The 22,137-nt window shown below is 72.4% G+C and carries 24 protein-coding genes; 10 read left to right on the plus strand and 14 right to left on the minus strand.

What is annotated here, in order from left to right; all coding sequences use genetic code 11:
• Positions 1-23: 23 nt before the first annotated feature.
• Together OO60_RS06135 and OO60_RS06140 are read right to left on the minus strand one after the other, a co-directional pair.
• Complete coding sequence (locus OO60_RS06135; protein ID WP_004558567.1) at positions 24-1,190, minus strand: glutathionylspermidine synthase family protein; 1,167 nt, start codon at positions 1,188-1,190, stop codon at positions 24-26.
• The gene (locus OO60_RS06140) at positions 1,191-1,787 is read right to left on the minus strand and encodes a hypothetical protein (RefSeq protein ID WP_004558568.1); all 597 of its coding nucleotides are present in this window, start codon (positions 1,785-1,787) and stop codon (positions 1,191-1,193) included.
• A gap of 94 nt (positions 1,788-1,881) precedes the next feature.
• Between OO60_RS06140 and OO60_RS06145 the strand changes: the two genes are divergently transcribed.
• The 4 genes from OO60_RS06145 (at position 1,882) to OO60_RS06160 (ending at position 5,187) form a co-directional block, all read left to right on the plus strand.
• Positions 1,882-2,910, plus strand: a complete 1,029-nt coding sequence (locus OO60_RS06145) for a septum formation family protein (RefSeq protein ID WP_004558569.1) — start codon at positions 1,882-1,884, stop codon at positions 2,908-2,910.
• Positions 2,910-3,260 carry a metallopeptidase family protein gene (locus tag OO60_RS06150; protein WP_004558570.1) on the plus strand — a complete coding sequence of 117 codons (351 nt, stop codon included), beginning with the start codon at positions 2,910-2,912 and terminating at the stop codon, positions 3,258-3,260. Before OO60_RS06145 ends, OO60_RS06150 begins: the two co-directional genes overlap by 1 nt.
• A 154-nt stretch (positions 3,261-3,414) precedes the next feature.
• Complete coding sequence (locus OO60_RS06155; protein WP_004558571.1) at positions 3,415-4,677, plus strand: MFS transporter; 1,263 nt, start codon at positions 3,415-3,417, stop codon at positions 4,675-4,677.
• 39 nt (positions 4,678-4,716) lie between these two features.
• Complete coding sequence (locus tag OO60_RS06160; protein WP_004558572.1) at positions 4,717-5,187, plus strand: hypothetical protein; 471 nt, start codon at positions 4,717-4,719, stop codon at positions 5,185-5,187.
• 51 nt (positions 5,188-5,238) lie between these two features.
• Here the strand turns inward: OO60_RS06160 and OO60_RS06165 are convergent, their stop codons facing one another.
• The 3 genes from OO60_RS06165 to pheA form a co-directional block, all read right to left on the minus strand.
• A complete protein-coding gene (locus OO60_RS06165) occupies positions 5,239-5,880 on the minus strand; it encodes a DUF4232 domain-containing protein (RefSeq protein WP_420835577.1) in 642 nt (213 codons plus the stop codon).
• A gap of 123 nt (positions 5,881-6,003) precedes the next feature.
• Entirely contained in the window at positions 6,004-6,621 is a 618-nt protein-coding gene (locus OO60_RS06170; RefSeq protein ID WP_004558574.1) for a histidine phosphatase family protein, read from the minus strand.
• Positions 6,618-7,529 (minus strand): prephenate dehydratase, encoded by a 912-nt coding sequence (pheA, locus tag OO60_RS06175; RefSeq protein ID WP_033261000.1) that lies wholly within the window; start codon positions 7,527-7,529, stop codon positions 6,618-6,620. The genes OO60_RS06170 and pheA overlap by 4 nt, the downstream gene beginning before the upstream one ends.
• Positions 7,530-7,627: 98 nt before the next feature.
• Between pheA and OO60_RS06180 the strand changes: the two genes are divergently transcribed.
• From OO60_RS06180 to OO60_RS47070, 3 genes are all read left to right on the plus strand, one after another.
• Complete coding sequence (locus OO60_RS06180; RefSeq protein ID WP_004558576.1) at positions 7,628-8,248, plus strand: macro domain-containing protein; 621 nt, start codon at positions 7,628-7,630, stop codon at positions 8,246-8,248.
• Positions 8,249-8,362: 114 nt separating this feature from the next.
• On the plus strand, positions 8,363-9,295 hold the full coding sequence (coaA, locus tag OO60_RS06185; protein ID WP_004558577.1) for a type I pantothenate kinase: 933 nt from the start codon (positions 8,363-8,365) through the stop codon (positions 9,293-9,295).
• Between the two features lie 270 nt (positions 9,296-9,565).
• Positions 9,566-9,712, plus strand: a complete 147-nt coding sequence (locus OO60_RS47070; RefSeq protein ID WP_004558578.1) for a hypothetical protein — start codon at positions 9,566-9,568, stop codon at positions 9,710-9,712.
• A 3-nt stretch (positions 9,713-9,715) separates the two neighbouring features.
• Here OO60_RS47070 and OO60_RS06190 read toward each other — a convergent pair whose 3' ends face one another.
• From OO60_RS06190 to OO60_RS06200, 3 genes are all read right to left on the minus strand, one after another.
• A complete protein-coding gene (locus OO60_RS06190; protein WP_004558579.1) occupies positions 9,716-11,224 on the minus strand; it encodes a hypothetical protein in 1,509 nt (502 codons plus the stop codon).
• Between the two features lie 165 nt (positions 11,225-11,389).
• Positions 11,390-12,715: a DUF6880 family protein gene (locus OO60_RS06195; RefSeq protein WP_338059670.1), complete on the minus strand. Its 1,326-nt coding sequence runs from the start codon at positions 12,713-12,715 to the stop codon at positions 11,390-11,392.
• A gap of 88 nt (positions 12,716-12,803) precedes the next feature.
• Positions 12,804-13,724 carry a nitrate- and nitrite sensing domain-containing protein gene (locus tag OO60_RS06200; protein ID WP_004558581.1) on the minus strand — a complete coding sequence of 307 codons (921 nt, stop codon included), beginning with the start codon at positions 13,722-13,724 and terminating at the stop codon, positions 12,804-12,806.
• A 133-nt stretch (positions 13,725-13,857) separates the two neighbouring features.
• Here OO60_RS06200 and OO60_RS06205 point away from each other — a divergent pair, with 133 nt between their 5' ends.
• Positions 13,858-14,175: a nucleotide pyrophosphohydrolase gene (locus OO60_RS06205; protein WP_004558582.1), complete on the plus strand. Its 318-nt coding sequence runs from the start codon at positions 13,858-13,860 to the stop codon at positions 14,173-14,175.
• On the opposite strand, the gene OO60_RS06210 is transcribed toward OO60_RS06205, so the two are convergent.
• From OO60_RS06210 to OO60_RS06225, 4 genes are read right to left on the minus strand one after another with little or no spacing between them, the layout of a single operon-like run.
• Positions 14,172-15,209: an NHL repeat-containing protein gene (locus OO60_RS06210; RefSeq protein ID WP_155848996.1), complete on the minus strand. Its 1,038-nt coding sequence runs from the start codon at positions 15,207-15,209 to the stop codon at positions 14,172-14,174. The two genes, OO60_RS06205 and OO60_RS06210, sit on opposite strands and share 4 nt — an antisense overlap.
• 55 nt (positions 15,210-15,264) lie before the next feature.
• A complete protein-coding gene (locus OO60_RS06215; protein WP_004558584.1) occupies positions 15,265-15,600 on the minus strand; it encodes a DUF3024 domain-containing protein in 336 nt (111 codons plus the stop codon).
• A gap of 23 nt (positions 15,601-15,623) precedes the next feature.
• On the minus strand, positions 15,624-16,175 hold the full coding sequence (locus OO60_RS06220) for a P-loop nucleotide/nucleoside kinase family protein (protein WP_004558585.1): 552 nt from the start codon (positions 16,173-16,175) through the stop codon (positions 15,624-15,626).
• A gap of 10 nt (positions 16,176-16,185) precedes the next feature.
• Positions 16,186-17,556 carry a 3'-5' exonuclease gene (locus tag OO60_RS06225; RefSeq protein WP_033261002.1) on the minus strand — a complete coding sequence of 457 codons (1,371 nt, stop codon included), beginning with the start codon at positions 17,554-17,556 and terminating at the stop codon, positions 16,186-16,188.
• A 194-nt stretch (positions 17,557-17,750) separates the two neighbouring features.
• On the opposite strand from OO60_RS06225, the gene OO60_RS06230 reads away from it, so the two are divergent.
• Positions 17,751-18,566, plus strand: a complete 816-nt coding sequence (locus tag OO60_RS06230) for an excalibur calcium-binding domain-containing protein (RefSeq protein ID WP_033261003.1) — start codon at positions 17,751-17,753, stop codon at positions 18,564-18,566.
• Between the two features lie 14 nt (positions 18,567-18,580).
• Entirely contained in the window at positions 18,581-20,857 is a 2,277-nt protein-coding gene (locus tag OO60_RS06235; RefSeq protein ID WP_033261004.1) for a helicase-associated domain-containing protein, read from the plus strand.
• On the opposite strand, the gene OO60_RS06240 is transcribed toward OO60_RS06235, so the two are convergent.
• Entirely contained in the window at positions 20,827-21,477 is a 651-nt protein-coding gene (locus tag OO60_RS06240; RefSeq protein ID WP_004562359.1) for a class F sortase, read from the minus strand. The genes OO60_RS06235 and OO60_RS06240 overlap by 31 nt on opposite strands.
• Positions 21,474-21,938, minus strand: a complete 465-nt coding sequence (locus OO60_RS06245; RefSeq protein WP_004562360.1) for an excalibur calcium-binding domain-containing protein — start codon at positions 21,936-21,938, stop codon at positions 21,474-21,476. Before OO60_RS06245 ends, OO60_RS06240 begins: the two co-directional genes overlap by 4 nt.
• Between the last annotated feature and the right edge of the window lie 199 nt (positions 21,939-22,137).

The raw sequence follows: 22,137 nt of genomic DNA on the forward strand, positions 1-22,137 counted from the left end.
AGCTGATCAGCGACGGTGTTGTATCACGCTTCGGGGATGCGATGTGGGACGAATGCCGCACCGTCGTCGGTCACCAGGCCGCCGGTCTCCCGGATGCCCAGGCCCGCGGAGCTGTCGCCGACGATCCACGCGCCGAGCGCCGGCCGGTAGCCGTCGAACTCGGGCAGCGGGTCGAACGCCTGGTAGACGAAGCCTTCCGCGCCGTAGACACCGCCGGTCTGGGTCTCGTAGCCGGTCGCGACGATCTGGACGTTCGCGCCCTCGCGGCCCAGCTTCGGCTTGCGGACGTACTCGGTGAGGATGCCCGGGTCGTCGGCGAACGCGGGCAGCAGGTTCGGGTGGCCCGGGTAGTTCTCCCACAGGAGCGCCAGCAGCGTCTTGTTGGAGAGGATCATCTTCCACAGCGGCTCGATCCACAGCGTCCGCGGCAGCGACTCGACGGCGTGGCGGCCGAACTCCTCGTCGACCACCCACTCCCACGGGTACAACTTCAGCACGGTCGCCATCTGCGATTCTTCGAGGTCGACGAACCGCTTGAGCACCGGGTCCCAGCCGATCTCCTCGATCGCCAGGCCCACCGTGTCGAGGCCGGCCTCGGCCGCGGTCTCCTGCAGGTACGCCGTGGTGACGTTGTCCTCGCCGGACGGGTCCGCCGCCGACCAGGTGAAGTGCAGCTCGTTCGACGGCAGCTTGTCCTGCAGGACCGACCAGCGCTCGACGAGCTTCTCGTGGATCGAGTTCCACTGGTCGTCGTCCGGGAAGACGTCGGTCTTCCAGTGCCACTGCAGCAGCGACGCCTCGAGCAGCGTCGTCGGCGTGTCCGCGTTGTACTCCAGCAGCTTCGCCGGCGACTTGCCGTCGTAACGCAGGTCGAACCGGCCGTAGACGTGCGGGTCCTGCCGCTTCCACGACTCGGCGATGTGCGGCCAGACCCACTCGGGGATGCCGAACCGCTGGTAGCCCTCGGTGGTCACGACGTTGTCGACGGCTTCGAGGCACATCGAGTGGAGCAGTTCGACGTCGGCTTCGAGGGACAGCACCTCGTCCATGTCGAAGACGTAGTGCACGGACTCGTCCCAGTACGGCCGCATGCGGCCGCTGCTGTCGCGGGCCGGCGTGCCGTAGACGAGCCCCTGCTCTTCGACGATCCGCTGCCAGTCGCGCCGCGGCTCACGCCGGTCCCGGTACACCTACGATCCCCCGCTCTTGCCGCTGCCGCCGCTGCCGCTCTTGCCGCTGATGCCGAACCCGCCGCGCTGGACGGACTTGCCGGTCTTGGTCGTGACGTTGGTGCGGGCCGACGGCGCGTCGTAGCTGCCGCCGGACACCCGCTGCCCGATCACGCCGGTGCCGCCGTAGTTGTAGCGGTAGCTGTTGTAGCCGCCGCCCGGGATCGGCAGGAACAGGAAGCCACCGCTGTGGTAGCCGCCGTGGCTGGAGACGTAGGTGTCGTCGCAGTAGTCGTCGTTCTGGACGACGCCGTTCGAGTCGGTGCAGACCGCCGTGACGCTCTCGGTCTTCGCGACCGTGTAGAACGTCGCGACCAGGCCGACGAGCCCGACCGTGACGCCGCTGCCGATCAGGATCTTGCGCCGGGTGGCCGCCTTGGCGTCGGCCTGGCGGGCCAGCTCCTCGTTGCGCTCCTCGTCGGCCAGCGCCTGCCGTCGAGCCCGCTGCTCGGCGAGCGAAGGCTGCTTCGGCTGGGTGTTCGAGTCCTGGAATCTCATCGAGCCGCGCTTCGGCGGCTCGGGGGGCGGCTGGTCCCCAGTGTTGTTGTCCTGCGTCATGTGCGCTCCGTAATCCCGGCCACCACGAACCCGTGACCCACCCTAACCACCCGGATCGCGCACGTCGCGCGCGGCGCGGGCATCATGGACTGCGATGTCTCCCAGCGCCGATCGGTTCCCCACCGCCACGCAGACGCTGCGCACCCGCGTCGTGATGGGCGGGATCTTCGCGGGCGCGCTCATCGCGCTCGCCCTCAGCGTCGTCTTCTCGTGGAGCGACGGCATCACCGGCGGGGCCGGCGGCGGCGCCGGCAAGCTGTCCCCGGCCGCCGAGGAGGCGTTCCACTCGCCTCCCGGCACCTGCCTGACCTGGGACAACCCGGACGCGAGCGACGCACGCAAGGTGGCCTGCACCCAGCCGCACCTGTTCGAGGTGACCGCGCTGGTCGACATCGGCGCCCAGTTCCCGGCGGGCGCGCCCGTCCCTTCGCTGGACCAGTGGCAGCAGATCGCGCAGCAGAAGTGCACCGCGGACGTGAAGCCGTACCTCGGGCACAAGCTCGACCCGTACGGGAAGCTCACGACGAACCTCCTGCGCCCGACGCCGTCGCAGTGGGACGACGGCGACCGCCAGCTGCGGTGCGGCCTGCAGTGGGCCGGTCCCGGCGGCAAGCTGCTGCCGACGACCGGGCCGGCGAAGGAGCAGGACCAGTCGCTGGTCTTCGAGCCGGGCACCTGCCTGGCGCTGCTCGGCAAGGGCGTCGGCGACCCGGTCGACTGCGCGAAGCCGCACTCGTACGAAATGATCGCCACCCTCGACCTCAAGTCGAAGTTCAAGGACGGCTACCCCTCCCAGGACGACCAGAAGGCCTGGCTCGACACCGAGTGCAACAAGGCGGCCGCCGACTACACCGGCGGCGCCGACCTCGACGCGAAGAAGCTGATCCTGACCTGGGACCTGCGGGAGCAGGAGAGCTGGGACGCCGGTTCGACGAAGGTCAACTGCAAGGTCGCTTCGGCGCTGCCGGACAAGAGCGGCCTGCAGGCGGTCACCGGCAGCGTCAAGGCCGCCCCTGGTGGCCCGGACGGCGGCCAGCCCCAGGACGGCGGCCCGCCGGCGGACGGTGGCGGCGGCCCGGCCACGTCGAGCTCCGCTCCGTCGTCGACGAAGCCGAGCAGCTGATGCCCGTCGAGATGAGCCGCGAGCGGTTCGAAGAGCTGGTCTCGGAGGCCCTGGACGAGGTGCCGCCCGAGTTCGCGAAGGCGATGGACAACGTCGTCGTGCTCGTCGAGGAGTTCAACGACGAGGCGCCGGACATCCTCGGGCTCTACCACGGCATCGCGCTGACCGAGCGGACCTCGTCCTACGGCGGGGTGCTGCCCGACCGGATCTCGATCTACCGGCAGCCGATCCTCGCCATGTGCGAGGACGAGGACGAGGTCGTCGAGGAGGTCCTGATCACCGTCGTGCACGAGCTGGGCCACCACTTCGGCATCGACGACGCCCGGCTGCACGAGCTCGGCTGGGGCTGAGCCGGCGCGGATTCCCCGGCCCCGCGCTCACGTTCCACCGATTTCCGCACCTCGCGCGAGAAACCGTCACGAGTTTCACTAGTAGTGACAACGTGACCACGCGCAGCCATCGCCGCCGGTTAAGCTCGTAGCCGAGTCGCGCGGGGGAGGCACCATGGACGAGGCCCGGAACGGTGACGGCCGAAGACTCAGGTGGCTGCTGACGTCGAGCGCGGCGTCCCACCTGGGCGACGGCATCGGCAAGGTGGCCCTGCCCCTGCTGGCGACGACCCTGACCCGCGACCCGGTGCTCATCGCCGGGCTGACCGCCACCCAGTTCCTGCCGTGGCTGCTGTTCGCCGCCGTCGCCGGTGCGCTGGTCGACCGGATCGACCGGCGGCGCGCGATGCTCGTCGCGAACACCGCCCGCGCGGTCGCCGTCGGCGTGCTGGCCGTGCTCGTCGCCGCCGGCGGCCTGACGATCTGGCTGGTCTACCTGGTCGCGCTGATCATCGGCACGGCCGAGACGATCGCGGACAGCGCGGCGAACGCGCTGGTCCCCGCGGTCGTCGGCGGCGGTTCGCTCGACGCGGCGAACAGCAAGCTGCAGGCGTGCGAGATCGTCGGCCAGACGTTCCTCGGCGGCCCGATCGGCAGCCTGACGTTCGCGCTCTTCGCCGCCTTCCCGTTCGTCCTCAACTCCGCGGGGTTCGCGATCGCGGCCGTGGTCCTGCTCGGCCTGTCCGGCACCTACCGCGGGCGAGGCGAACCCGAGGGCCGGCCGGCGAAGCTGCGCACCGACCTGGGTGCGGGCCTGCGCTGGCTGCGCGGGCACCCGCTGCTGCTGCGGCTGGTCGTCATCGCCGGGCTGCTCAGCCTGGTCAGCGAGCTCGCGCAGGCGCAGCTGGTGCTGTACGCGCTGCAGGACCTGCACCTGTCCGACGCGACGTTCGGGTTCTTCGCCTTCGCCGGCGGGATCGGCGGCCTGCTCGGCGCGGGCGTCGCCCCGCGGCTGGTGCGGGCGGGCGGCCGGCTCGCTGTCGTCGTCGGCGGGGTCGTCTGCTGCGGGATCGGCTTCGGCGGGATGGGCCTGGTGCGCTCGCCGGTCGCGGGTGCGGTGCTGTTCGCCCTGTTCGCGGCCGCGGTCGTGGCGGTCAACGTCGTGCTCGCGACGGCCCGGCACACGCTGGTGCCCGGCGAGCTGCTCGGCCGGGTGCTCGGGGTGTGGCGCACGGTCGTCTGGGGCGCCATCCCGCTGGGTGCGCTGCTCGGCGGCGTGCTGACCGAGCGGCTGGGCACGGCCGCGCGGACGTTCGCCGTCTCCGGCGTGGCCATGCTGGCGATCGCCGCCTTCGCGTTCGCGGCGCTGCGGCGGTTCTCCCTCGGTGACGAATCGGACTCAGCCGCGGCGCTCACGCACCACGATCCGGGTTTGTGAGCTGAAATATCTCCTCACCCAGGTGGTGAGGAGGTCGTCATGCGCACCGTGGACCCGGGGACCGGCACCGACGCCGATCCCGACTTCGACGAGCCTCCGGCCGAGCCGTCGCCGCCGCCGCCGTCACGCCGGCTGCTGGTGCTGTGCGCGGTGGCCGGCTTCGTGCTGGGCGGCAGCGTGCTCGGCCTGCTCTGGGGCCTGTCCGGCGTGCACGCGGGCGCGCTCGACGACGCCGTCGCGGCGTGCCAGGCGCTCGACCGGGTGGGCGAGCTGCCCGACACGAGCCAGGACCGGCAGCCGGCGCTGACACCCGGCCTCACCTCGGAGCGGCTGCACCGGATGATGGCCGCGCGCGAGCTGTCCGCGGCCGCCGCCCAGGTCAACGCGAACTACCAGCCGCTGGCCGACCACATCGACGGCGTCAGCCGGATGGTGCTCAGCCTGCACTTCAACGACATCTCCGGCCAGCGGCACCTGGCTCAGGCGCAGGAGATCTGCGCGAGGATCTGAACAGCCGGGCGAAGCCCGTCCGTTGAGGGTGGTGGTGGGGCGGGGTCCGGGTTAGGCGGGGTGGACCGTCTTCACCGCGAGCTGGTTGCCCGGAATCTTCGTGCTGGCGCAGCCCGTGCCTTCGTCCGGCACGAAGTTCGACGCGGTCTCCTGCGGCAGGTAGATCCGCAGCCCCTTGACCTGCGTCGGCTGGCAGGTGCCCGGGTCGAAGTTGCCGACGTTGACGAACTGGATGTCCGCGGCCGCGGTCTGGCCGGGGTTCAGCTTGATGGCGTTGCCCTTGGCGCCTTCGCGGAAGGCGTCCTTGCCGACCTGGTGCCCGTCGCTGCCGGCCACGTAGGACACCCCGGGGAAGCCCTGGATGGTGCAGGGCTTCGAGCTGGAGTTCGTGATCAGCAGCGGCCGGTACACCGACCCGGCGCCCGCGTCACCCTGGCCGAGCGAGAGCTTGACGTCACCGGCCTTGCAGAGCCCGTTGTCCGCGGGCTGGGCGGCCGGCGGCGCGGCCGGGGCCGAGCTCGCCGGGCTCGACGTGGCGGTGGTGACCGTGGTGGTCGCGGCCGGGGACGTCGAGGACGGCGTCGAGCTGCTCGCCGCCGGCGTGGTGCCGCCACTGCCGCAGGCGGAAAGCGCGAGGACGCCGGCCGAAGCCGCAACGACCGGCAACAACCGAGTGAGCTTCGTCCGAACCATGTCAATCGCCTCCCTGATGTGGTGCTACGGGGTAGACGTGCGGATCGCGGGGCAGGTTGGTCGTCCTCGTAAATTCCCCACCAAACGTGTTCCAAACGTGACGGGATCACACTTTCGTGACGATCAGAGCGGCGTGTCAACCCAGGTCAGGCAATGCCACAGGCCGTCCGGCCGGGCGTCCAGCTCCACCAGGCCGGTGTTCGGGATCAGCGCCGCGTTGGCCACGTCCGCGTGCACGTTCGGGGCCAGCCATTCGCCGGCCAGCCGGATCGCGCCACCGTGGCTGACCAGTGCGATCACGCCGTCCGGGTCGGCCTGCTCGTGCTTGGCGCGCAGGCGGCCGACGGCGTCCAGCATCCGCGTGCGCACGCTGGTGCCGCTCTCGCCGCCGGGCAGCGACGCCGTCAGCTCGCCGAGCGTCCAGCGCCGGACCGTCTCCATGTAGGTGCGGATCGACTCGTGGTCGGTCGCGCCCTCCAGGTCACCGGCGACGACCTCGTGGACGCCGTCGACCACCTGGACGTCCAGCGCGTGCCGGGCGGCCAGCGGTGACGCGGTCTGCTGGGCACGGGTCGCCTGCGATGCGTAGACCGCGACGATCGGCTCGCCGGCCAGCCGCGCCGCGAGGTCGTCGGCCTGCGCGCGGCCGAGGTCGGTCAGCGGCGGGCCGGGCAGGGCGGTGTCCAGCGCGCCGCGGACGTTCCCCTCGGTCTGGCCGTGCCGGACGAGCAGCAGCCTCACGCCAGGTCTCCCTTGCGGACCGCGTCGGCCCACACGGCCGCCTCGACGAAGTCGTCGTTGCCGAAGCCGGGTTCGATCGTGGTCCGGGTCCCGTCGGCGCGCGGGTGCGAGCCGAGGAACCGCAGGTTGCGGCAGTGCCGGCGCAACGCCGTCAGCGCGTCGAGGACCCGCGGCTCGGCCACGTGCCCCTCGAAGTCGATGAAGAAGCGGTACTCGCCGAAGTTGTTGCGGGTCGGCCGGGCGTCGAGCCGGGTCAGGTTGATCCCGCGGCTGGCCAGCTCGGTGAGCAGCTCGGCGAGCGTGCCGGTGCGGTTCGCGGCCGCGGCGACCACGGACGTCCGGTCGGCGCCCGTCGGCTCCGGCAGCTCGCCCGGCGGCCGGACCAGCAGGAACCGCGTCGCCGCGTCGGTGACGTCGGCGACCTCGGTGGCCAGCACCTCCAGGCCGTAGTGCTCGTTCGCGACCGGCGCGCAGACCGCCGCGTCGAAGTCGCCCTCCAGCACGCCGACCGCGGCGGCGGACGTCGACGACGACGCCACCGGGTGCGCACCCGGCAGGTTCGCCTCGAGCCACTCGCGGACCTGGGCCAGCGCGTGCGGGTGGCTGGCGACGGTCCGGATCTCCCCGCCACCGGGCCGGGTCAGCACGCTGAAGTGGATCGGCAGGATCGTCTCGGCGACGGCGACCAGCGGCGTCGACTCGCTGAGCGCGTCGAGCGTGGTGGGCACCACGCCCTCGACCGAGTTCTCGATGGGGACGCACGCCGCGTCCGCCTGGCCTTCGCGGACGGCCGTCATCGCGAGCCGGACGGTCTCGACCGGGATCAGTTCTTCGCCGGCGGCGGCGAGCACCCGCGCGGCCTGTTCGGTGAAGGTCCCTCGGGGGCCGAAGTATGCGATCCGTGACACAGCTCCCAGGCTACGGGGCCCGGCCGTGGCGACATTCACTCGGACAGCCGGTACGGGAACCGGTTACGCCGGGTGGCATTTTTTGCGATGCTGGGGGCGTGACCGCCGAATCGGGCACGCACACCGGACGTGAGGGCGCGCAGCCGCCGATCGCCTCCCGCGCACCGGAGCTGGTGCTGTGCGCCGTCGATGCACCGCTCGCCGAGGCCTGGACCGCCGCTGCGGAAAAACTGGCCGGCCGGGTCCGGGTGCACCGCGGCTCGGTGCTCGACGTCGTGGCACAGGCCGTGGTCAGCCCGGCCAACTCCTACGGCTTGATGCGCGGCGGGATCGACGCCGTGTACGCGCGGGCGTTCCCCGGCGTGGAGCAGAGCGTCCGCAGCGCTGTCCTGGCCTTCCACGGTGGTGAGCTGCCGATCGGCGACGCCGTGGTGGTGCCGACCGGCGAGGCCGAGCCGGCCTGGTTGATCAGCGCGCCGACGATGCGGGAGCCCGGCGAACGGCTGCCCCGCGACACCGTCCACCCCTACCTGGCCGCCCGCGCGGTGTTCCTGACGTGGCGCGACGGCCGGCTCGACCACGGCCCGGTCCGGGAGTCCGTGGACACGATCGCGATGCCGGGGCTCGGCACCGGCGTCGGCGGCGTGGACCCGGCAACCTGCGCCCGGCAGGTCGCGGCAGCGTGGGACGAAGTCTTCGGAAATCGTCACCCTCGGTGATCAACCCCTGGTAGGGGGTGGACTACATCACAGCGCGTTCACCGGCCGTAAGCCCTACCGTTAATCACGCAGGTGAACGTCCGCCAGTGCAGGCGACGGCCGGAGGAGTGTGCGATGACCCGGGTCCGCGAACTCAGCCCGTATGTCGAGCTGCACCGGGAACAATGGAAAGAACTCAGGAGCTCGACGCCGTTGCCGCTGACCGCGGCCGAGCTGCTGCGGCTGCGTGGCCTCGGCGAGCAGGTCGACCTGGCCGAGGTCGCCGACGTCTACCTGCCGCTGTCCCGCTTGATCAACCTGCAGGTCGCCGCGCGCCAGCGGCTCTACGAAGCGACCACGACGTTCCTCGGTGACGACTCCCGCGGCACGAAGGTCCCGTTCGTGATCGGCATCGCCGGGAGCGTGGCGGTCGGCAAGTCGACCACCGCCCGCATCCTGCGCACGCTGCTCGCCCGCTGGCCGGACCACCCCCGCGTCGACCTGGTCACGACCGACGGCTTCCTGTACCCGCGCGCCGAGCTGATGCGGCGCGGGATCATGCACCGCAAGGGCTTCCCGGAGAGCTACGACCGGCGTGCGCTGCTGCGGTTCGTCACGGAGGTCAAGTCGGGCGCCGAGCGCGTCGCCGCGCCGGTGTACTCGCACCTGGCCTACGACATCCTGCCCGGCCAGGAGCAGGTGGTGCAGCAGCCGGACATCCTGATCGTCGAGGGCCTGAACGTGCTGCAGCCGGGGCCGCGGCTGATGGTGTCCGACCTGTTCGACTTCTCGATCTACGTCGACGCGCACACCGACGACATCCAGCGCTGGTACATCGAGCGGTTCCTGGAGCTGCGGCACACGGCGTTCGCGGACCCGGCGTCGCACTTCCACCACTTCGCCGGTCTGCCCGACGACGAGGCCCGCGCCGAGGCGCGCCACCTGTGGCACTCGATCAACGAGCCGAACCTGATGGAGAACATCAAGCCGACCCGGCCGCGCGCGACGCTGGTGCTGCGCAAGGACTGCGACCACACGATCAACCGGGTCCGCCTCCGCAAGCTCTGACCGGGGTCGTGAGTGGTAAGGCGCGTTCTAACGCGCCTTACCACTCACGAGCCGGTCACGCGGGTCGTCACCCACATGCCGCGCATTCCCACGCTGAGCGAGTGCGCGGCCACGATTCGTCGCGGATCGGCGACTCTCCGCGCCGGAATCCGGCCGATCGGCCGAGGTGCGGCGGTCAGGCGTAACCGGTTGGCCGATACCGGTGCACCGGTGGGAAAGCGACCCTGAAGGAGTCAGGAAAACGGCTCTGAGCTGGGGAGGAGGCCCACGATGTTCACGATGATCCTCACGTGGGTCGGTGCGGTGCTGGGTCTGGCCCTGCTGATCGCGATGGCGGCCGGGACCTTCGTCGTCGACTTCGACGACCGGCTGCAGGAGCGCCGCAGCAAGGCGAAGTCCGCGGAACCCCTCCCCTAGCGATCAGAGCTCGGCCAGCGCCTCGACGTAGGCGTCGGCGTCGTATTCGAGGTTTTCCGCGTCCAGCAGGCTGTTTTCCAGCGCGTCGATCAGCTGCTCGAAGATCTCGTCGCGGTCCAACTCGCCCTCCCGCAGGCGCTCGGCGGCCTGCCAGACGTCGGCGGGCTCGTTGTCCCACAGCTGGTCGACGATGGTGGCGCGCAGGATCAGCCGCTGCTCCTCCTCGTCCTCGTCGGCCTCGGCGATGACCAGCGCCCGGCGCTGCTCCGGGTCGTTCGGGTCGAGGTCGACCTCTTCCTCGTCGATTTCGGTGGTCAGCGACGGCACGGCGAACATCCGGCGCTCCAGCGCGTCGGCCAGCTCGGTCGGCGACAGCTCGCTGGTGTCGGCGAAGTAGCGCTCCAGCGGGGAGTCGTCATCGTCGGCGTACTCGCTCAGGTAGTCCTGAACGGCCTCGTCGAGGGCGGCGATCGCGGTCTCGGTCAGGTGCGCCCGCTCGCCGGTCCACTGCACCCAGGCCAGCACGACCGGCTCCACGGCGTCTTCGTGGTCGGCGTCGAGCTCGTACTCCTCACCCAGCAGGCCCTCGAGGAACCGCGCGACCTTCTCCGGCCCGACGCGCAGCGGGTTGCCGGGGTCGGTGCGCAGGCCGTGCTCCAGCAGCAGGGCGCCGATCGCGCGGGCGGCCTCGGCGTCCTCGCCGCTCGCCGCGACGAACTGCTCGACGACGGCGGCGCGCTCGGCGTCGGACCACTCGGCCACCTCGGGCACGAGCGCGGGCTCCGGCAGCGCGCGGCACCAGGTCAGCGCGACGGCGTGGAAGCGGGCGTAGTCCTCGCTGACGTCGGCCTCGTCGAGGTGGTCGGTGGCGGCGAGGCCGTCCGCGATCAGGCGGTGGGCTTCGGCGGGGTCGACGGCCTCGAAGACGACCAGCTCGGGGTCGGCGTCGGACTGCTCCCGCATCTCGGCGACGACGTCCGCCGGCCCGTCGATCACGACGAGGTCCCGGACCCGGCCGCCCTCGGTGTAGTCGAGCAGCGCGAGCAGGCCGTACACCTTGTCACCGTGGGAGAAGACGGTGAGCAGGGACGATTCGTCGCCGAAGACGTCCCCGGTGCGCCAGCACTCGCCGGCGGTGACCCGGCCCAGCGCGCCGGCCCAGGCGGGCTCGGGGATGCCGCGGCCGAGGACGACCTGCAGGCCGGCGTCGGCGGCCTTGCGCTCGACGTCGGATTCCGCGACGACCCGCAGCGCGGCCAGCAGCGCGGCGGCGCCCGGCGTGATCTTGCGCTGCGCGAAGGCGATGAGTTCGAGGCCGAGCGGCGCTTCGCCGTCCTCGGCGGGCAGGTCGTGGAACTGGCCGAGCACCTCGGAGGCGAGCAGCTCGACGTCGACCGGCTCGGGGTCGGCGCCCAGCGCCGAAAAGTCGTTCAGGATGTCCTTGAACAAGCCGGTCACGCTGTGGGTGACGGGCTGCGGTGCCTTCTTGCGGGCGCGACTGACCGGGCTCATACCGTCATGCTTTCACCTCACCGCGAGTGGGTCGCGGTGGCCCTGGCGCGGGTCCCGCCGGGTGCTCGACGGGGAGGCGCCGAGCCGGGAGGCGGAACTGGGCCACCGCGACGCCTTGGCGCGCTCACGATGTCCCGGTGCACGTGTATCACCGGTTCTCCCGGGTCAACGAGGGGTGCGGGGCGAGGTTACGGCTTTGGGGATGGCGATCCGGGCGGTCCGGATTTCCGTGATCAGCCGGGTTTTCCGCCGGTGGTTTTCCACCAGCGCGGCCAGGTAGGCGGTGAATTCGTCCGGTGTCTCGGCGCGCTTGTGCAAGGTGCGCAACAACTTCAGCCGGCGGGCGGCTTCCTGGTACGCCTGCGGGTCCTTGCGTTCGATGAGTTCGTCGACGTGCGCGCGGAACACCGGGATCGTCTCGGCCGGGTGCTCGGCCGCGCGCTGCTCGGCCAGTTCGAGCTTGAGCTCGCCGGACGCGCCGAACCGCACGCAGGCCCGCCAGGCTTCGTCCGGACGGCCGTCGTCGAGCAGGACCCGGACCAGCTCGTCCGCCTGCTCGATCCCCTCGGCGGCGCGGGCGCGCAGGCAGGCCAGCGCGTCCCGGCGCTGCGCGGTCCACTTCCCGGCCTTCGTCGCGGCCTCGCGCAGGGCGGCGTACGTCTCGCGGCCCGGTTCGGCGTCGAAGGCCTTGCGGTACCGGGAGGTCTCGTCTTCGGGTTCCGGAGGCGGTGGCTGCTTGTCGTGGGTGAGCGCGCGGGCGGCGTGCGCGATGGCCTCGCTGTGCCGTCCGGCGGCCCGCAGCACCCGGACGATCTTGAGGCTGACGTCCACCCGCGGCGGCTTGGCCGACAGGATCGCCACCAGCTCGTCGACGTCGCCGAGCACCTCGGCCAGCTGCTCGCGGAGCCGTTCGGCCACGTCACGGCGGTGACCGGGGCCGTTGGCCGCCAGCACGTCGTCCACAGTGGACTTGATCCGGCGGAGCCCCGGCTCGCCGAGTGCCGCCGCGAACTCGGCGAGGTCGATCACCGGGCGGCCGGGGCCGTCGAACTCGACCTCGATGATCCAGTCGGCCAGCTTCTCCGGGTCCGGCGGCCGGGCGGCGCACGCGCGGGCGTACAGCTCCACCGCGCGGTCCAGCCGGTCGGCGAGGTTGCCGGTGTGGTCGCCGGTCTGCTCCAGCACCTCGCTGATGTCGTCGACCGTGCGCCGGGCCAGCGGGGCCAGGTCGGCGCGGCTGCCGGCGTCGAGCATCCGCTGCAGCGTGTCCAGTACCGCGCCGACCTTCGCGGTGTATTCGGCGTTCCCGTCGGTGACCGCGGTGTCCAGCAGCCGGTGCGCCTCGCTGACGTCACCGGATTGGGTGGCCGCGCGCAGTTCGAGTGAGTGCCGCAGCTCCGGATCGCGCTCGGCCTGGGCGGACAGCAGGTCCGCCAGCGTCTCCGCGTCCAAGGTGCGCAGGTAGGGGCGAAGATCCGAGTGGGGACTCACGCGCACCAGTCTGCCCGACGGCCGCCAGCACGCGTGTGGGCCAACCGCGTGCTCTTTTCGGAGTAATGCGTGACGGTGTGTGAGTAGCTCAGGGACGGCGCAAGTCGTCGAGCACGGCTTTCAGCGGCCACGGCTCCGGCAGCCCCGGCCGTCGTGACCGTACGTGGCGGGGCCGCGGGATGGCCGCGCCGACGGTCGGCACCATGATCGGGACGACCGGCACCGGCACCCGCGCCACCAGCCGCCGCACGACGACCAGCAGGAGCCCGGCGAACAGCAGGAGCGCCGTCCCGGCCGCGAGCGCGCCGGCGAGCGTGCGGCGGCCGTCGTCGAGCGTGAGCTGGACCGCGTACTGGCTCTGCTGCGCGTACAGCAGGCACAGCTGCTCGGACACGGCGTAAGCGGCGCTGCGCCACGTGGACTCGGGCACGGGCAGCGGTTCGGCAGCGGTGAAAGCGTTCTCGGCCGCGGCCAGCCTGCTCCAATCGGCGCTACGGGTGAGCGACTCGTACGCCATCCGGCCACTCTCGGTGAGCTGCGGGACAACGCGGGCCAGTTCAGCCCGGTAGGCGGCGACGGCGGAGGTGAACGACCCGCGCGTCACGTTGTCCAGCCCGGCCAGGGCGAGGGAATCGGAGCGGTCCATGCCTTCGGCGACGGAAAGCAGTTCGACGGCGGTCGTCTGCTGGTAGGCGGATTCGGCGTCCGGCGCGTGGCGCGCGTACTCGCGTAAACCCGCGATGGCGGACTCGATCCGCAACGTGAAACTCGTGTACGCATCGCTGCGCCGTTCGGGCGAAGCCATCGCCGCGCTCCGCTGGCCCTGCATGGCGACCACCGCCCGGGCCGTCCGGTCCGCGGCGGCCGCCGTCTCCATGGCCAGATCGCGGGTCCGAACCGCCTGGTGGACCAGGAAAACGGCGATCACGACGGCGACGAGGACGAGCGCACCGCCGGGGAGGAAGGCGATGCCCAGCATGCGGCCGCGGACGGATCGCAGGTACTTCAAGACGTTCCCTTCCCAGCCTTGGGCCCCGCAAGCATCCCGACAAAGTTCAACCTATTGAGTGAGAGATTCACCGGTCAACGGCAGTCCGCCATACGGCCGTTAGCGCACAGTGACAACCGGGGACAATCAAGCCGTGACCTACGACGACGTGACCCACCGCCTCCGCGCGTTCGCGGCGGCCCGCGCCTGGGAGCCGTACCACACCCCGAAGAACCTCGTGATGGCGCTTTCCGGCGAGGTCGGCGAGCTGACCTCGCTGTTCCAGTGGCTGACGCCGGAGGAGTCCGACGCGTGGCGCGAGGACCCCGAGCTGGCGGCGAAGGTCCTGGACGAGATCGCGGACGTGACGCTGTACCTGCTGCAGCTGGCGGACCGCCTCGGCATCGACCTCCCCGCGGCGGCGCACGCGAAGATCGACCGCAACGAGGTGCGCTTCCCGCCGCCTGCCTAGCCTGCGAGGTGGTAGAGCACGCCGTCGAAACCGACGCGCCAGACATCGTCCCCGGTGGCGGCGAGCGACGCGGTCTGGCCGGTCACCGGGTAGGTCGCGACGACCCCGCCATCCGCCCCGACGTGGACGATCGCGTGCTCCGGGGAGTTCACCGCGCCCCAGACCCCGCGGGAGCCCGGCGTGAGCGAGTCGAGCCGGGCCGCACCGACGGCGGTGACGGTGTAGTCCGTCGCGGAAACCCGCTGCGCGGGGCCGCCGCCGATCCACGCGGCGGAGCCCAGCGGCAGGATGCTCGCGTTGCCGATGTCGGCGCCGGGCAGCGCGACGTCGGTCCGCGTGCGCCCGTCCGGGTCCAGCACGCGCACCGCGTGGGGACCGTTCGCGACCCAGACCGCCCCGTCGGGTGCCGCGCCGATCTCCTGGTTGGTGCCCTGCGCTCGCTCGGGGGTGGTCACGGACCCGACGACGGCCGCGGTTCGCGGGTCGAGCCGGCCGATCGTGCCTTCGGTCGCCGCGTCGGCGAGCCAGACGTGCGCACCGTTCGCGGCGAGCGAGCCCGAAATACGGGTGTAGCCGATCGGCGGCAGCACGAGACGCGCCGTCATCGCCGCGGCGACCGTGTCGACCCGGACCACGACGGACTGCGTCACGTCACCGACCTGATCGACGACCTCGGCGAGCGCCCAGAGGGTGTCGGCGCCATCGGAAACCAGCGCGCCGAACGACGCCCTCGAGCCGTACGGCAACGTCGGCCACAACTCCGTCACGACGCTCACGGTCTTCGTGGCGGTGCCGCAGAAGGGATCCAGCTTGGCGAGCAGCCCTTCCCGCAGCGCAACCCACACGGCCCGGCCGGCGACAGCCGCGTATTGGACGTAACCCGGCGTCGCGATGGGCGTTTCGGCACCTGCCGGCACGGAAGGCCGCGCACACGCCGAGGGCCAGGCACCCGACATCGTGGCCGGAGTCCCGTCGAAGGCGCCACAACCGGCGACGAGCAGCACGGCGGCCAGGAGGCTTGATTTCCCGTTCACGCCCCAGGGGGTCGGCAGCACCCGGGCGCTTGTTACGAGATCGACGTGCCGCCGCCTAGCCCCAGAAAACGCCGCCGGGGTTCCGGTCGATCTCCTCGAGCAGCGCGGGCGGCGTGCTGGCGACGGGCGCGTCCGGGTAGCTCAGCCACCGCCCGTTCCGGTCGGCCCACCACACGGACCAGATCCCGAACTCGTCGAGCCGCAGCTGCGCGATCTTCTGTTCGCTCCACTCGGGCCCGGCCTGCGTCGACCAGGGCGCACGCCGTTCGACGATGGTCACCGCGCGGCCCCGGGTCCGGCACTCGACCCGGATCCGGTCCTGCAGGTGCTCGGGGACGCGCTGCGTGCACCAGCGTTCGATCTGCCGCAGCGCGAGCTCCGGAATAGCCATGCGGTCCAGTGAACCGGACCGCCTCAACCGGCGCGCAGGTGGGCGAGTACCGCCGCGTAGGTCACGTCGGGGGCACAGCCGTCGGTGGGCACGACGACGCAGTCCGGCCGCTGCGGGAGGTAGGCGGCGAGCTGGTCGTGGATCCGTTCGACGACGGCGGTGCCGCCGCGTTCGTTCACGACGTCGTCGATGCCCTTGGTCGCGGAGTCTCCGTTCGCGGCCCGCCCGGCGAACCGGTCGCAGGCGACCGCCTTGTCGGCGGTGAGCAGGATTTCCCGGTAGGCCGCGCCGGCTTCCGCCGCCACGGCCTCGAAGGGCGCGACATCGACGAGCCGGGTGGCGAGCTGCGGCATGACGACGTCGTGCCCGGTCCGCAGGTGTGTCGCGGCCATGGCCACGGCGAGCAGCTGCGCGGCCTTGAAGGTCTCGAAGAAGGTGTCCCGCCAGCCCCCGATCAGGCAGACGACCCGGTCGGTGTCGAGGTTCAGCACGCCCGGGTGCTGCTCGGCGTAGGCCTGCGCGATCGTCGACTTCCCGATCCCGGAGGGTCCGTTGAGGTGGATCAGCCGTGGCACCGCACCGAGGCTAGCGCGGCGCGGGCTCGGCCAGCCACCACCCGCCGAGCAGGGCGCCGACGCCGAGCGCGCCCAGGAAGATGCCGCCCGCCAGCGGTGTCCCCCCGAACATCCCCACGACCACGATGAACATCACCAGCAGCCCGACACCCATGAGGATTCGGCCGCCGAGCCGCTTCGGCGTCGCCGAAGCCGCGGCCGGAGCCACGGGTGGCGGCTCGAACCCGAGGGCCACCGGTGCCGCGCGGACGTCGAGCACGACGGCTCCCAGCTCGGCGGCCCGGCCCAGCCGCGGCTCGTTCGCCGGCACCGACGAATCGGCCACCAGATGGGTCACACTCCCCGTCAGCTTCTTCGCCAGCTGGACGCCTTCCGCCAGAACCCGGGCCCGCAGCCGATCCGCCTCGACGGTCGTCCCCAGCACCAGCACCCGGGTCGGTTTCCCGCCCGCGACCGGCCGCAAATCACCCGCCGCGCCGACGCCGAGGGCCGTCGCCACCTGACGCAGCTCGCGGGCCTCCGTCGCGGTCACCACGCCGTCCCGTTCCGCGATCTCGCGCAGCGCCGTCACCAGCTGCTCGTGCGTCGACCGCACGTGCGCCTCCGACAATCCGGCTTCGCTCGCCAACGCGGCCAACGCCGCCACCTCGTCGTGTGCGAGGTGCTGGTCGGCGAGGGCGTCGGCGAGCAGGTCCAAATACGCGTCGTCCGCCGCGATGCGTTCCACCGCCTCGGCCATCCAGCCCGGCTCGGCGGGCCGCGCCTCGGCCCGCGGCAACAGCCGTCCCTCGGCGAACCGCGGCAGGACCGGCAGGACCGGCGGGGCCGCGAACGTCAGGCCGTACCGTCCGAACAACGCCATCACCAGCTGCGCGGCCGCCCGCGCGCCGGACAGCGCCGACTGCCCGGGGCGGGTGGGCACGCCGAGCGCGTGCGCCACGGTGGCGAGCCGGTAGTTCGGCAGCCGCACCACCGACCGCGCCGCGGCCAGCGTCGACACGCCCGGCAGCGGCGGCATCCGGACTCCGAGCAGCTCGATCTCGCGCTCGAGGAACGCGCCGGTGAACGCCGGGTCGTGCGCCACGAGCACGCTGCCGGCGCACAGGTCGAGCAGCGGACCCAGCACCTCGCCGAACGACGGCGCGTCGTCGAGCTCGTCGCGGGTGATGCCGTGCACGAGGGCGGGGCCGGGCGGGACACCGGGGCCCGGGTTCACGAGCGTCGACAGCTCCCCGGCCAGCGAGCCGCCGTGGACCCGCACCGCGGCGAGCTCGACGACGCGCCCGGGGCGCAGGCCGGTGGTCCGGATCTCGACGGCGGTGAAGTCCAGGCCGTGTGCGGGGTGGCCGCCGGCGCCGAGCAGCGGGAGGGATTCGATCACGTCCGCAGGTCGTTCCCGGCCCGGAAGTCGTGACAGCTTTTCGGCGCGGAACCGTGGTTCGTGACGTGATCGTGACGGCAACAATCCGCCGGATAACGACTGGTGGTCGATCACGGCCCGGTGCGTAACAACGGCGGGAGATTTCCCGAGTACACCGTCGGCACGTCGCCATCGAGGAACGAGGAAAACCCCGCATGCAGCCGAAGAAGCGCTTTCCGAACTGGCTGAAGATCGTCCTGGCCGCCTTCACGGTCCTGTTCGTGCTCGGCGCGATCTTCGGCAAGGCCCCCGACCCGAAGCTCACCGCCGCGGCCGCGCCGTCGTCCGCCGCGCCCCCGCCGACCAGCACATCCGCGACCCCGACGCCGGCGCCGGTCGTCGTCACCTACACGGTCGCCGGCGTGACCGACGGCGCGACCGTCGTGGTCAACGGGAGCGACGGCAGCAGCCGGACGGTGCACGTCCTCGGTGTCACGCCGCCCGCCTCCGGCACCGGCTGCTACTGGACGGAATCGCTCGGCTGGGCCACCACGACGCTTTCCGGCAAGGCCGTCAAGCTCGGGGCGGAAACGGCGCAGGGCATCGCGCTGACGCTCCCCGACGGTCAGGATTACGCGGCTCTCGCGATTCAGCGCGGATATCTCAAGTACGCGGCGGACGCCGCGTTGCCCGCGCTCGCCGCCACCGAAAGCGCGGCCAAGCAGGCCGTCAGCGGGCTGTGGGGGCCGCCGTGCAACGGCACCATCGACGCGCCGGCACCTCCGGCACCGTCGGCACCCCCGGCGCCGCAGCCCACGCAGGCACCGGCCCCGGCCACGAAGGCGGCGCCCAAGCCGCCGCCCGTGGTGAAGACCACCGAGGAAGCGCCCGCCCCGGAACCGGACCACAGCGCCTACTACGCGAACTGCTCCGCCGCGAAGGCCGCCGGCGCCGCGCCGCTGTACCGCGGCGAACCGGGCTACCGGCCCGCGCTCGACCGCGACGGCGACGGCGTCGCCTGCGAACGGTGATCTAACCTGGGCCGATGACCACCGCCGACGAACTGCTCGGCCGGCTCGCGGGCCTGGACCAGCAGGCACTGGCGAAGATCCTGGCCCACCGGCCCGACGTGCTCGAAGACCCGTGGCCGCGGCGGCTCGACGTCGTCGCGGCCCGGCTCGCGTCCGCCGGCTCGATCGATGCCGCGCTGCTCGCGTTGCCGACGCCGCTGATGCAGGTCATGCGGGCCGTCCAGCTGTGTTACGCGCTCGGGCGGCAGCCGGCGCCGGCCGTCGAGGTCGCCCGGCTGCTCGGCACCGGCTCGGTGGGGTCCTTTGTGGACGAGCTGGCCGAACGCGCCCTGCTGTGGCCCGACGGCGACGGCGTCATCCTGCCGGAACTGCTGCACCGCAACAGCTTCGCGTCCGAAGGGCTCGGCCGTCCGGTCGCGGACCTGCTCGACGAACTCGGCGCGGCCCGGCTGGCGAAGCTGTCGCGGAACCTCGGACTGCCCGACACCGCAAGGAAAGCACAGCTCCTGCTCGGGCTCGTGCAGTTCTTCCGCGACGGCGAACGCGTCCGTGAGCTCTTCGCCGCCGCGCCCGCCGAGAGCCGCAAGCTGTTGCAGGACATGGCCGACGGCGTGCCCGAGGTGCAGGGCCTGGCCCCGGCCGGCTGGGCGTTCGACCACGGTTTCCTGGTCAGCACCTACTACGGCACGATCGCCATGCCGATCGAGGTGTCGCTGGCGCTGCGCGAGCCGGGTCACCAGCTGCCGTTCACCCCGGCGGAACCGGGGTACCCCGTCACCCACATCGGGGCCGATGCGGCGGAGTCCACGGCGTCGGCCGCCGCGCTGCGCCTGCTCGACCGCGTGTCGGCGATCCTCGACCTGGCCGCCGCGGAACCGTTGCCGCTGCTCAAGGACGGCACGATCGGGACCCGGCTGATCAAGAAGGTCGCCAAGGACACCGGGGGCGCGCCGGCGGAGATCGCGCTGGCCATCGACCTCGCGGCGCAGGCAGGGCTGTTGCTGGCCGACGAGCCGCCGGTGCCGCGCCGCGGCCAGAAGGCGCCGCCGGCCACGCTCGCACCGGACCCGGACCTCGCCCGGCCCGCCCCGGCGCTGCTGTACCGCCTGCTGCTGGCGACCTGGTGGGACCCGGAGCCGCCGCAGTTCGAGGTCGACGTCGAGGCGCTGCTGCGGCGGCTGGTCGTGCGCGTGCTGGCGCGGCTCACTCCCGGCGACGCGATCACCGACTTGGACGCGCTGACCGAACTCGTCAGGTGGCACGCGCCCATGCTGTCGTCCGAAGACCTGGCGGGCGACGTCCGGATCGTCCTGGAGCAAGGCGAACTGCTCGGCGTCGTCGCGCACGGCGCGGCGACGGCGGCCGGGCGTGCCCTCCTGGAGCCGGAGGGGCTCGTCGAAGTCACCGACGAGCTCGTCTCCCGCGCGCGGACGACGGCGTTGTTCGGCACGGACCTGACCGCGATCGTGCCCGGCTCGCCCGACGCCCGGCTCGCCGCGCTGCTGGACCGCGCCGCCGACCGGGAAGCCCAGGGCACGGCGACCAGCTGGCGGTTCTCGCCGTCGTCCGTGCGGCGGGCGTTCGACCAGGGCACGACCGCCGCCGAGCTGCTCGAGGACCTGCGTTCGAGCGCCGCGGGCGAGCTGCCGCAGCCGCTGGTGTACCTGGTGAATGATGTCGCGCGGCGGCACGGCGAAGCGCAGGTGCTCGACGTCGCGAGCGTCGTGGTCGGCGAGCCCGCCGTGCTGGCCGAGCTCGCCGCGCACCGCAAGCTCGCCAAACTCGGCCTGCGCGCGGTGGCCCCGACCGTGCTGACGTCCACTGTGGACGCCGCGGGCACGCTGGAGGCGTTGCGCGAAGCGGGTTACGCGCCGACACGCCACACCGCGGACGGCAGCATCGTGCTGCCCGCCCGCGACCAGGCCGAGCCGACGTCGGCCGTCCGCGAGCCGGAACCCGGCGACCGGCTCGCCCCCGATCCGGGCAGCCACGCCGAGCGGCTGCTGGCGGCGCCGACGACCGGGCCGGCCCTGCTGCGCGGCCAGCTTGCCCGCGCGATGAGCGACCGCTACGCGGGCCGGCTCACGCCGAAGCAGCAACAGGTCTGCTGGCAGCTCGAAGCCGGGCTGCCGGTGGACATCGAGTACCGCGGCGAGCACCTCGTCATCGCCTACCCCGAGCTCGACGGCGACGTCCTGGACGTCTGGTCGCTCGGCGAGCGCGCCTACCGGCGGCTCGAGCTGGCGAAGGTCGAACTGGCTCAGGTCTCGACGGCGGTCAGCCTGGCGTAGGCCACGACGTTGTCGAGGTAGTTGCCGCTCGCCCGGTCGAACGCCCCGCCGCAGGTGATGAGCCGCAGTTCGGCGCCCGGCGTGTCGCCGTACACCTCCGCCGTCGGGAACGCGGTCTTCGGGTAGCGCTCGACGCGGTAGACGGTGAACACCGCGATCCGGCCGTCCGCGCGGCCGACCTCGGCCTGCTCACCGGGGCGCAGTTCCTTGAGCCGGGAGAAGGCGCCCGGCACGTGCCGGTAGTCGACGTGCGCGGCCAGCACCGCCGGACCGGTCTCCCCCGGCGACGGCGCGCCGGTGAACCAGCCGACCGTCGTGGCGTCGCCCGGGACCTGCAGCGCGCCGTCCGGGGTCAGCCCGAGGTCCTCGATCCCTTCGGCCCGCACGCCGATCGCCGGGATGGTCAGGGACGCCGGCTTCGCCGCGGGGAGGCCGTCGGCGGCCGTTGCCGAGGTGTGCGCGATGCTCGCGGTGCCCGGCGGGTTCGCGGTGGCCGGGCTCGACGGGGCGATCTCGCCCGGCGTCTTCGGGGCCAGGACGAGGACGAGGGCCACGGCCACGACCACGCCGAGTGCCGCGACGACCGCCGTGACGGCCGGCCACAGGCGCGGGTGCCTCAACTCGGGCGCCGGCGCAGGTAGAGCACCATGCCGCCGGACACCGTCGCGGCGAGCAGCGTGCCGCTGAGCACGAGGACGCCCGGGACGTCGTCCTCCGGTTCGCCGCCGCCGGTGGCGACACCGCCGACCGGCTTGACCTTCACCTGGCCGGTTCCGTTGGCCGGCTTTTTCGCGGCCGTCGCCGGCGCGGGCTGTTTCGCCGTCGGCGTGGTCGTGCCCGGCCGGGGCCGGTGCGGCAGCGATTCGCAGGCGATGCCGTTCTTGTCGCGGTCCAGGCCGTTGGGGTCGCCGGGCGTGGCGTCGAGGACCGCCTGGGCTTCTTCCTGGTACTGGAAGTCCGAGCAGTCCTTGTCGCCGGTGAGCGGCGTCGCGAGCTGGGCGGATGCGAACGGGGCGGGGCCGAGGAGGGCGAGCCCGGCGACGGCGGCGGCCGTCGTCAGGGCACGGCGAAACAGGGACAACGGAATTCCTTCCGAACGGAATCGGGGGCGAATGTGTCGTTACTATCGCCGCGTCGGCGAGGCCGTTACGGACGTTTCCGGAATTCCGGGAATGCCAGTGTTCCACGAGGATCGACGCGTCCGGTGATTCTCTGCCGTTTCCGCCGCGACCTGCGGATTTGCGTGTCAGGAATGCATACCGGGCGGAATGTTACGTGGT

The organism is Amycolatopsis vancoresmycina (genome assembly GCF_000716785.1).
GTDB classification, from domain to species: Bacteria; Actinomycetota; Actinomycetes; order Mycobacteriales; family Pseudonocardiaceae; genus Amycolatopsis; species Amycolatopsis vancoresmycina.

Coding starts and splice junctions, on each gene's coding strand:
- OO60_RS47070 (WP_004558578.1), top strand. CDS start 9,566: ATGTTCACGATGATCCTCACGTGGGTCGGTGCGGTGCTGGGTCTGGCC.
- OO60_RS06145 (WP_004558569.1), top strand. CDS start 1,882: ATGTCTCCCAGCGCCGATCGGTTCCCCACCGCCACGCAGACGCTGCGC.
- OO60_RS06190 (WP_004558579.1), bottom strand. CDS start 11,224: ATGAGCCCGGTCAGTCGCGCCCGCAAGAAGGCACCGCAGCCCGTCACC.
- OO60_RS06230 (WP_033261003.1), top strand. CDS start 17,751: ATGCAGCCGAAGAAGCGCTTTCCGAACTGGCTGAAGATCGTCCTGGCC.
- OO60_RS06160 (WP_004558572.1), top strand. CDS start 4,717: ATGCGCACCGTGGACCCGGGGACCGGCACCGACGCCGATCCCGACTTC.
- OO60_RS06140 (WP_004558568.1), bottom strand. CDS start 1,787: ATGACGCAGGACAACAACACTGGGGACCAGCCGCCCCCCGAGCCGCCG.
- coaA (WP_004558577.1), top strand. CDS start 8,363: ATGACCCGGGTCCGCGAACTCAGCCCGTATGTCGAGCTGCACCGGGAA.
- OO60_RS06215 (WP_004558584.1), bottom strand. CDS start 15,600: ATGGCTATTCCGGAGCTCGCGCTGCGGCAGATCGAACGCTGGTGCACG.
- OO60_RS06150 (WP_004558570.1), top strand. CDS start 2,910: ATGCCCGTCGAGATGAGCCGCGAGCGGTTCGAAGAGCTGGTCTCGGAG.
- OO60_RS06165 (WP_420835577.1), bottom strand. CDS start 5,880: ATGGTTCGGACGAAGCTCACTCGGTTGTTGCCGGTCGTTGCGGCTTCG.
- OO60_RS06235 (WP_033261004.1), top strand. CDS start 18,581: ATGACCACCGCCGACGAACTGCTCGGCCGGCTCGCGGGCCTGGACCAG.
- OO60_RS06155 (WP_004558571.1), top strand. CDS start 3,415: ATGGACGAGGCCCGGAACGGTGACGGCCGAAGACTCAGGTGGCTGCTG.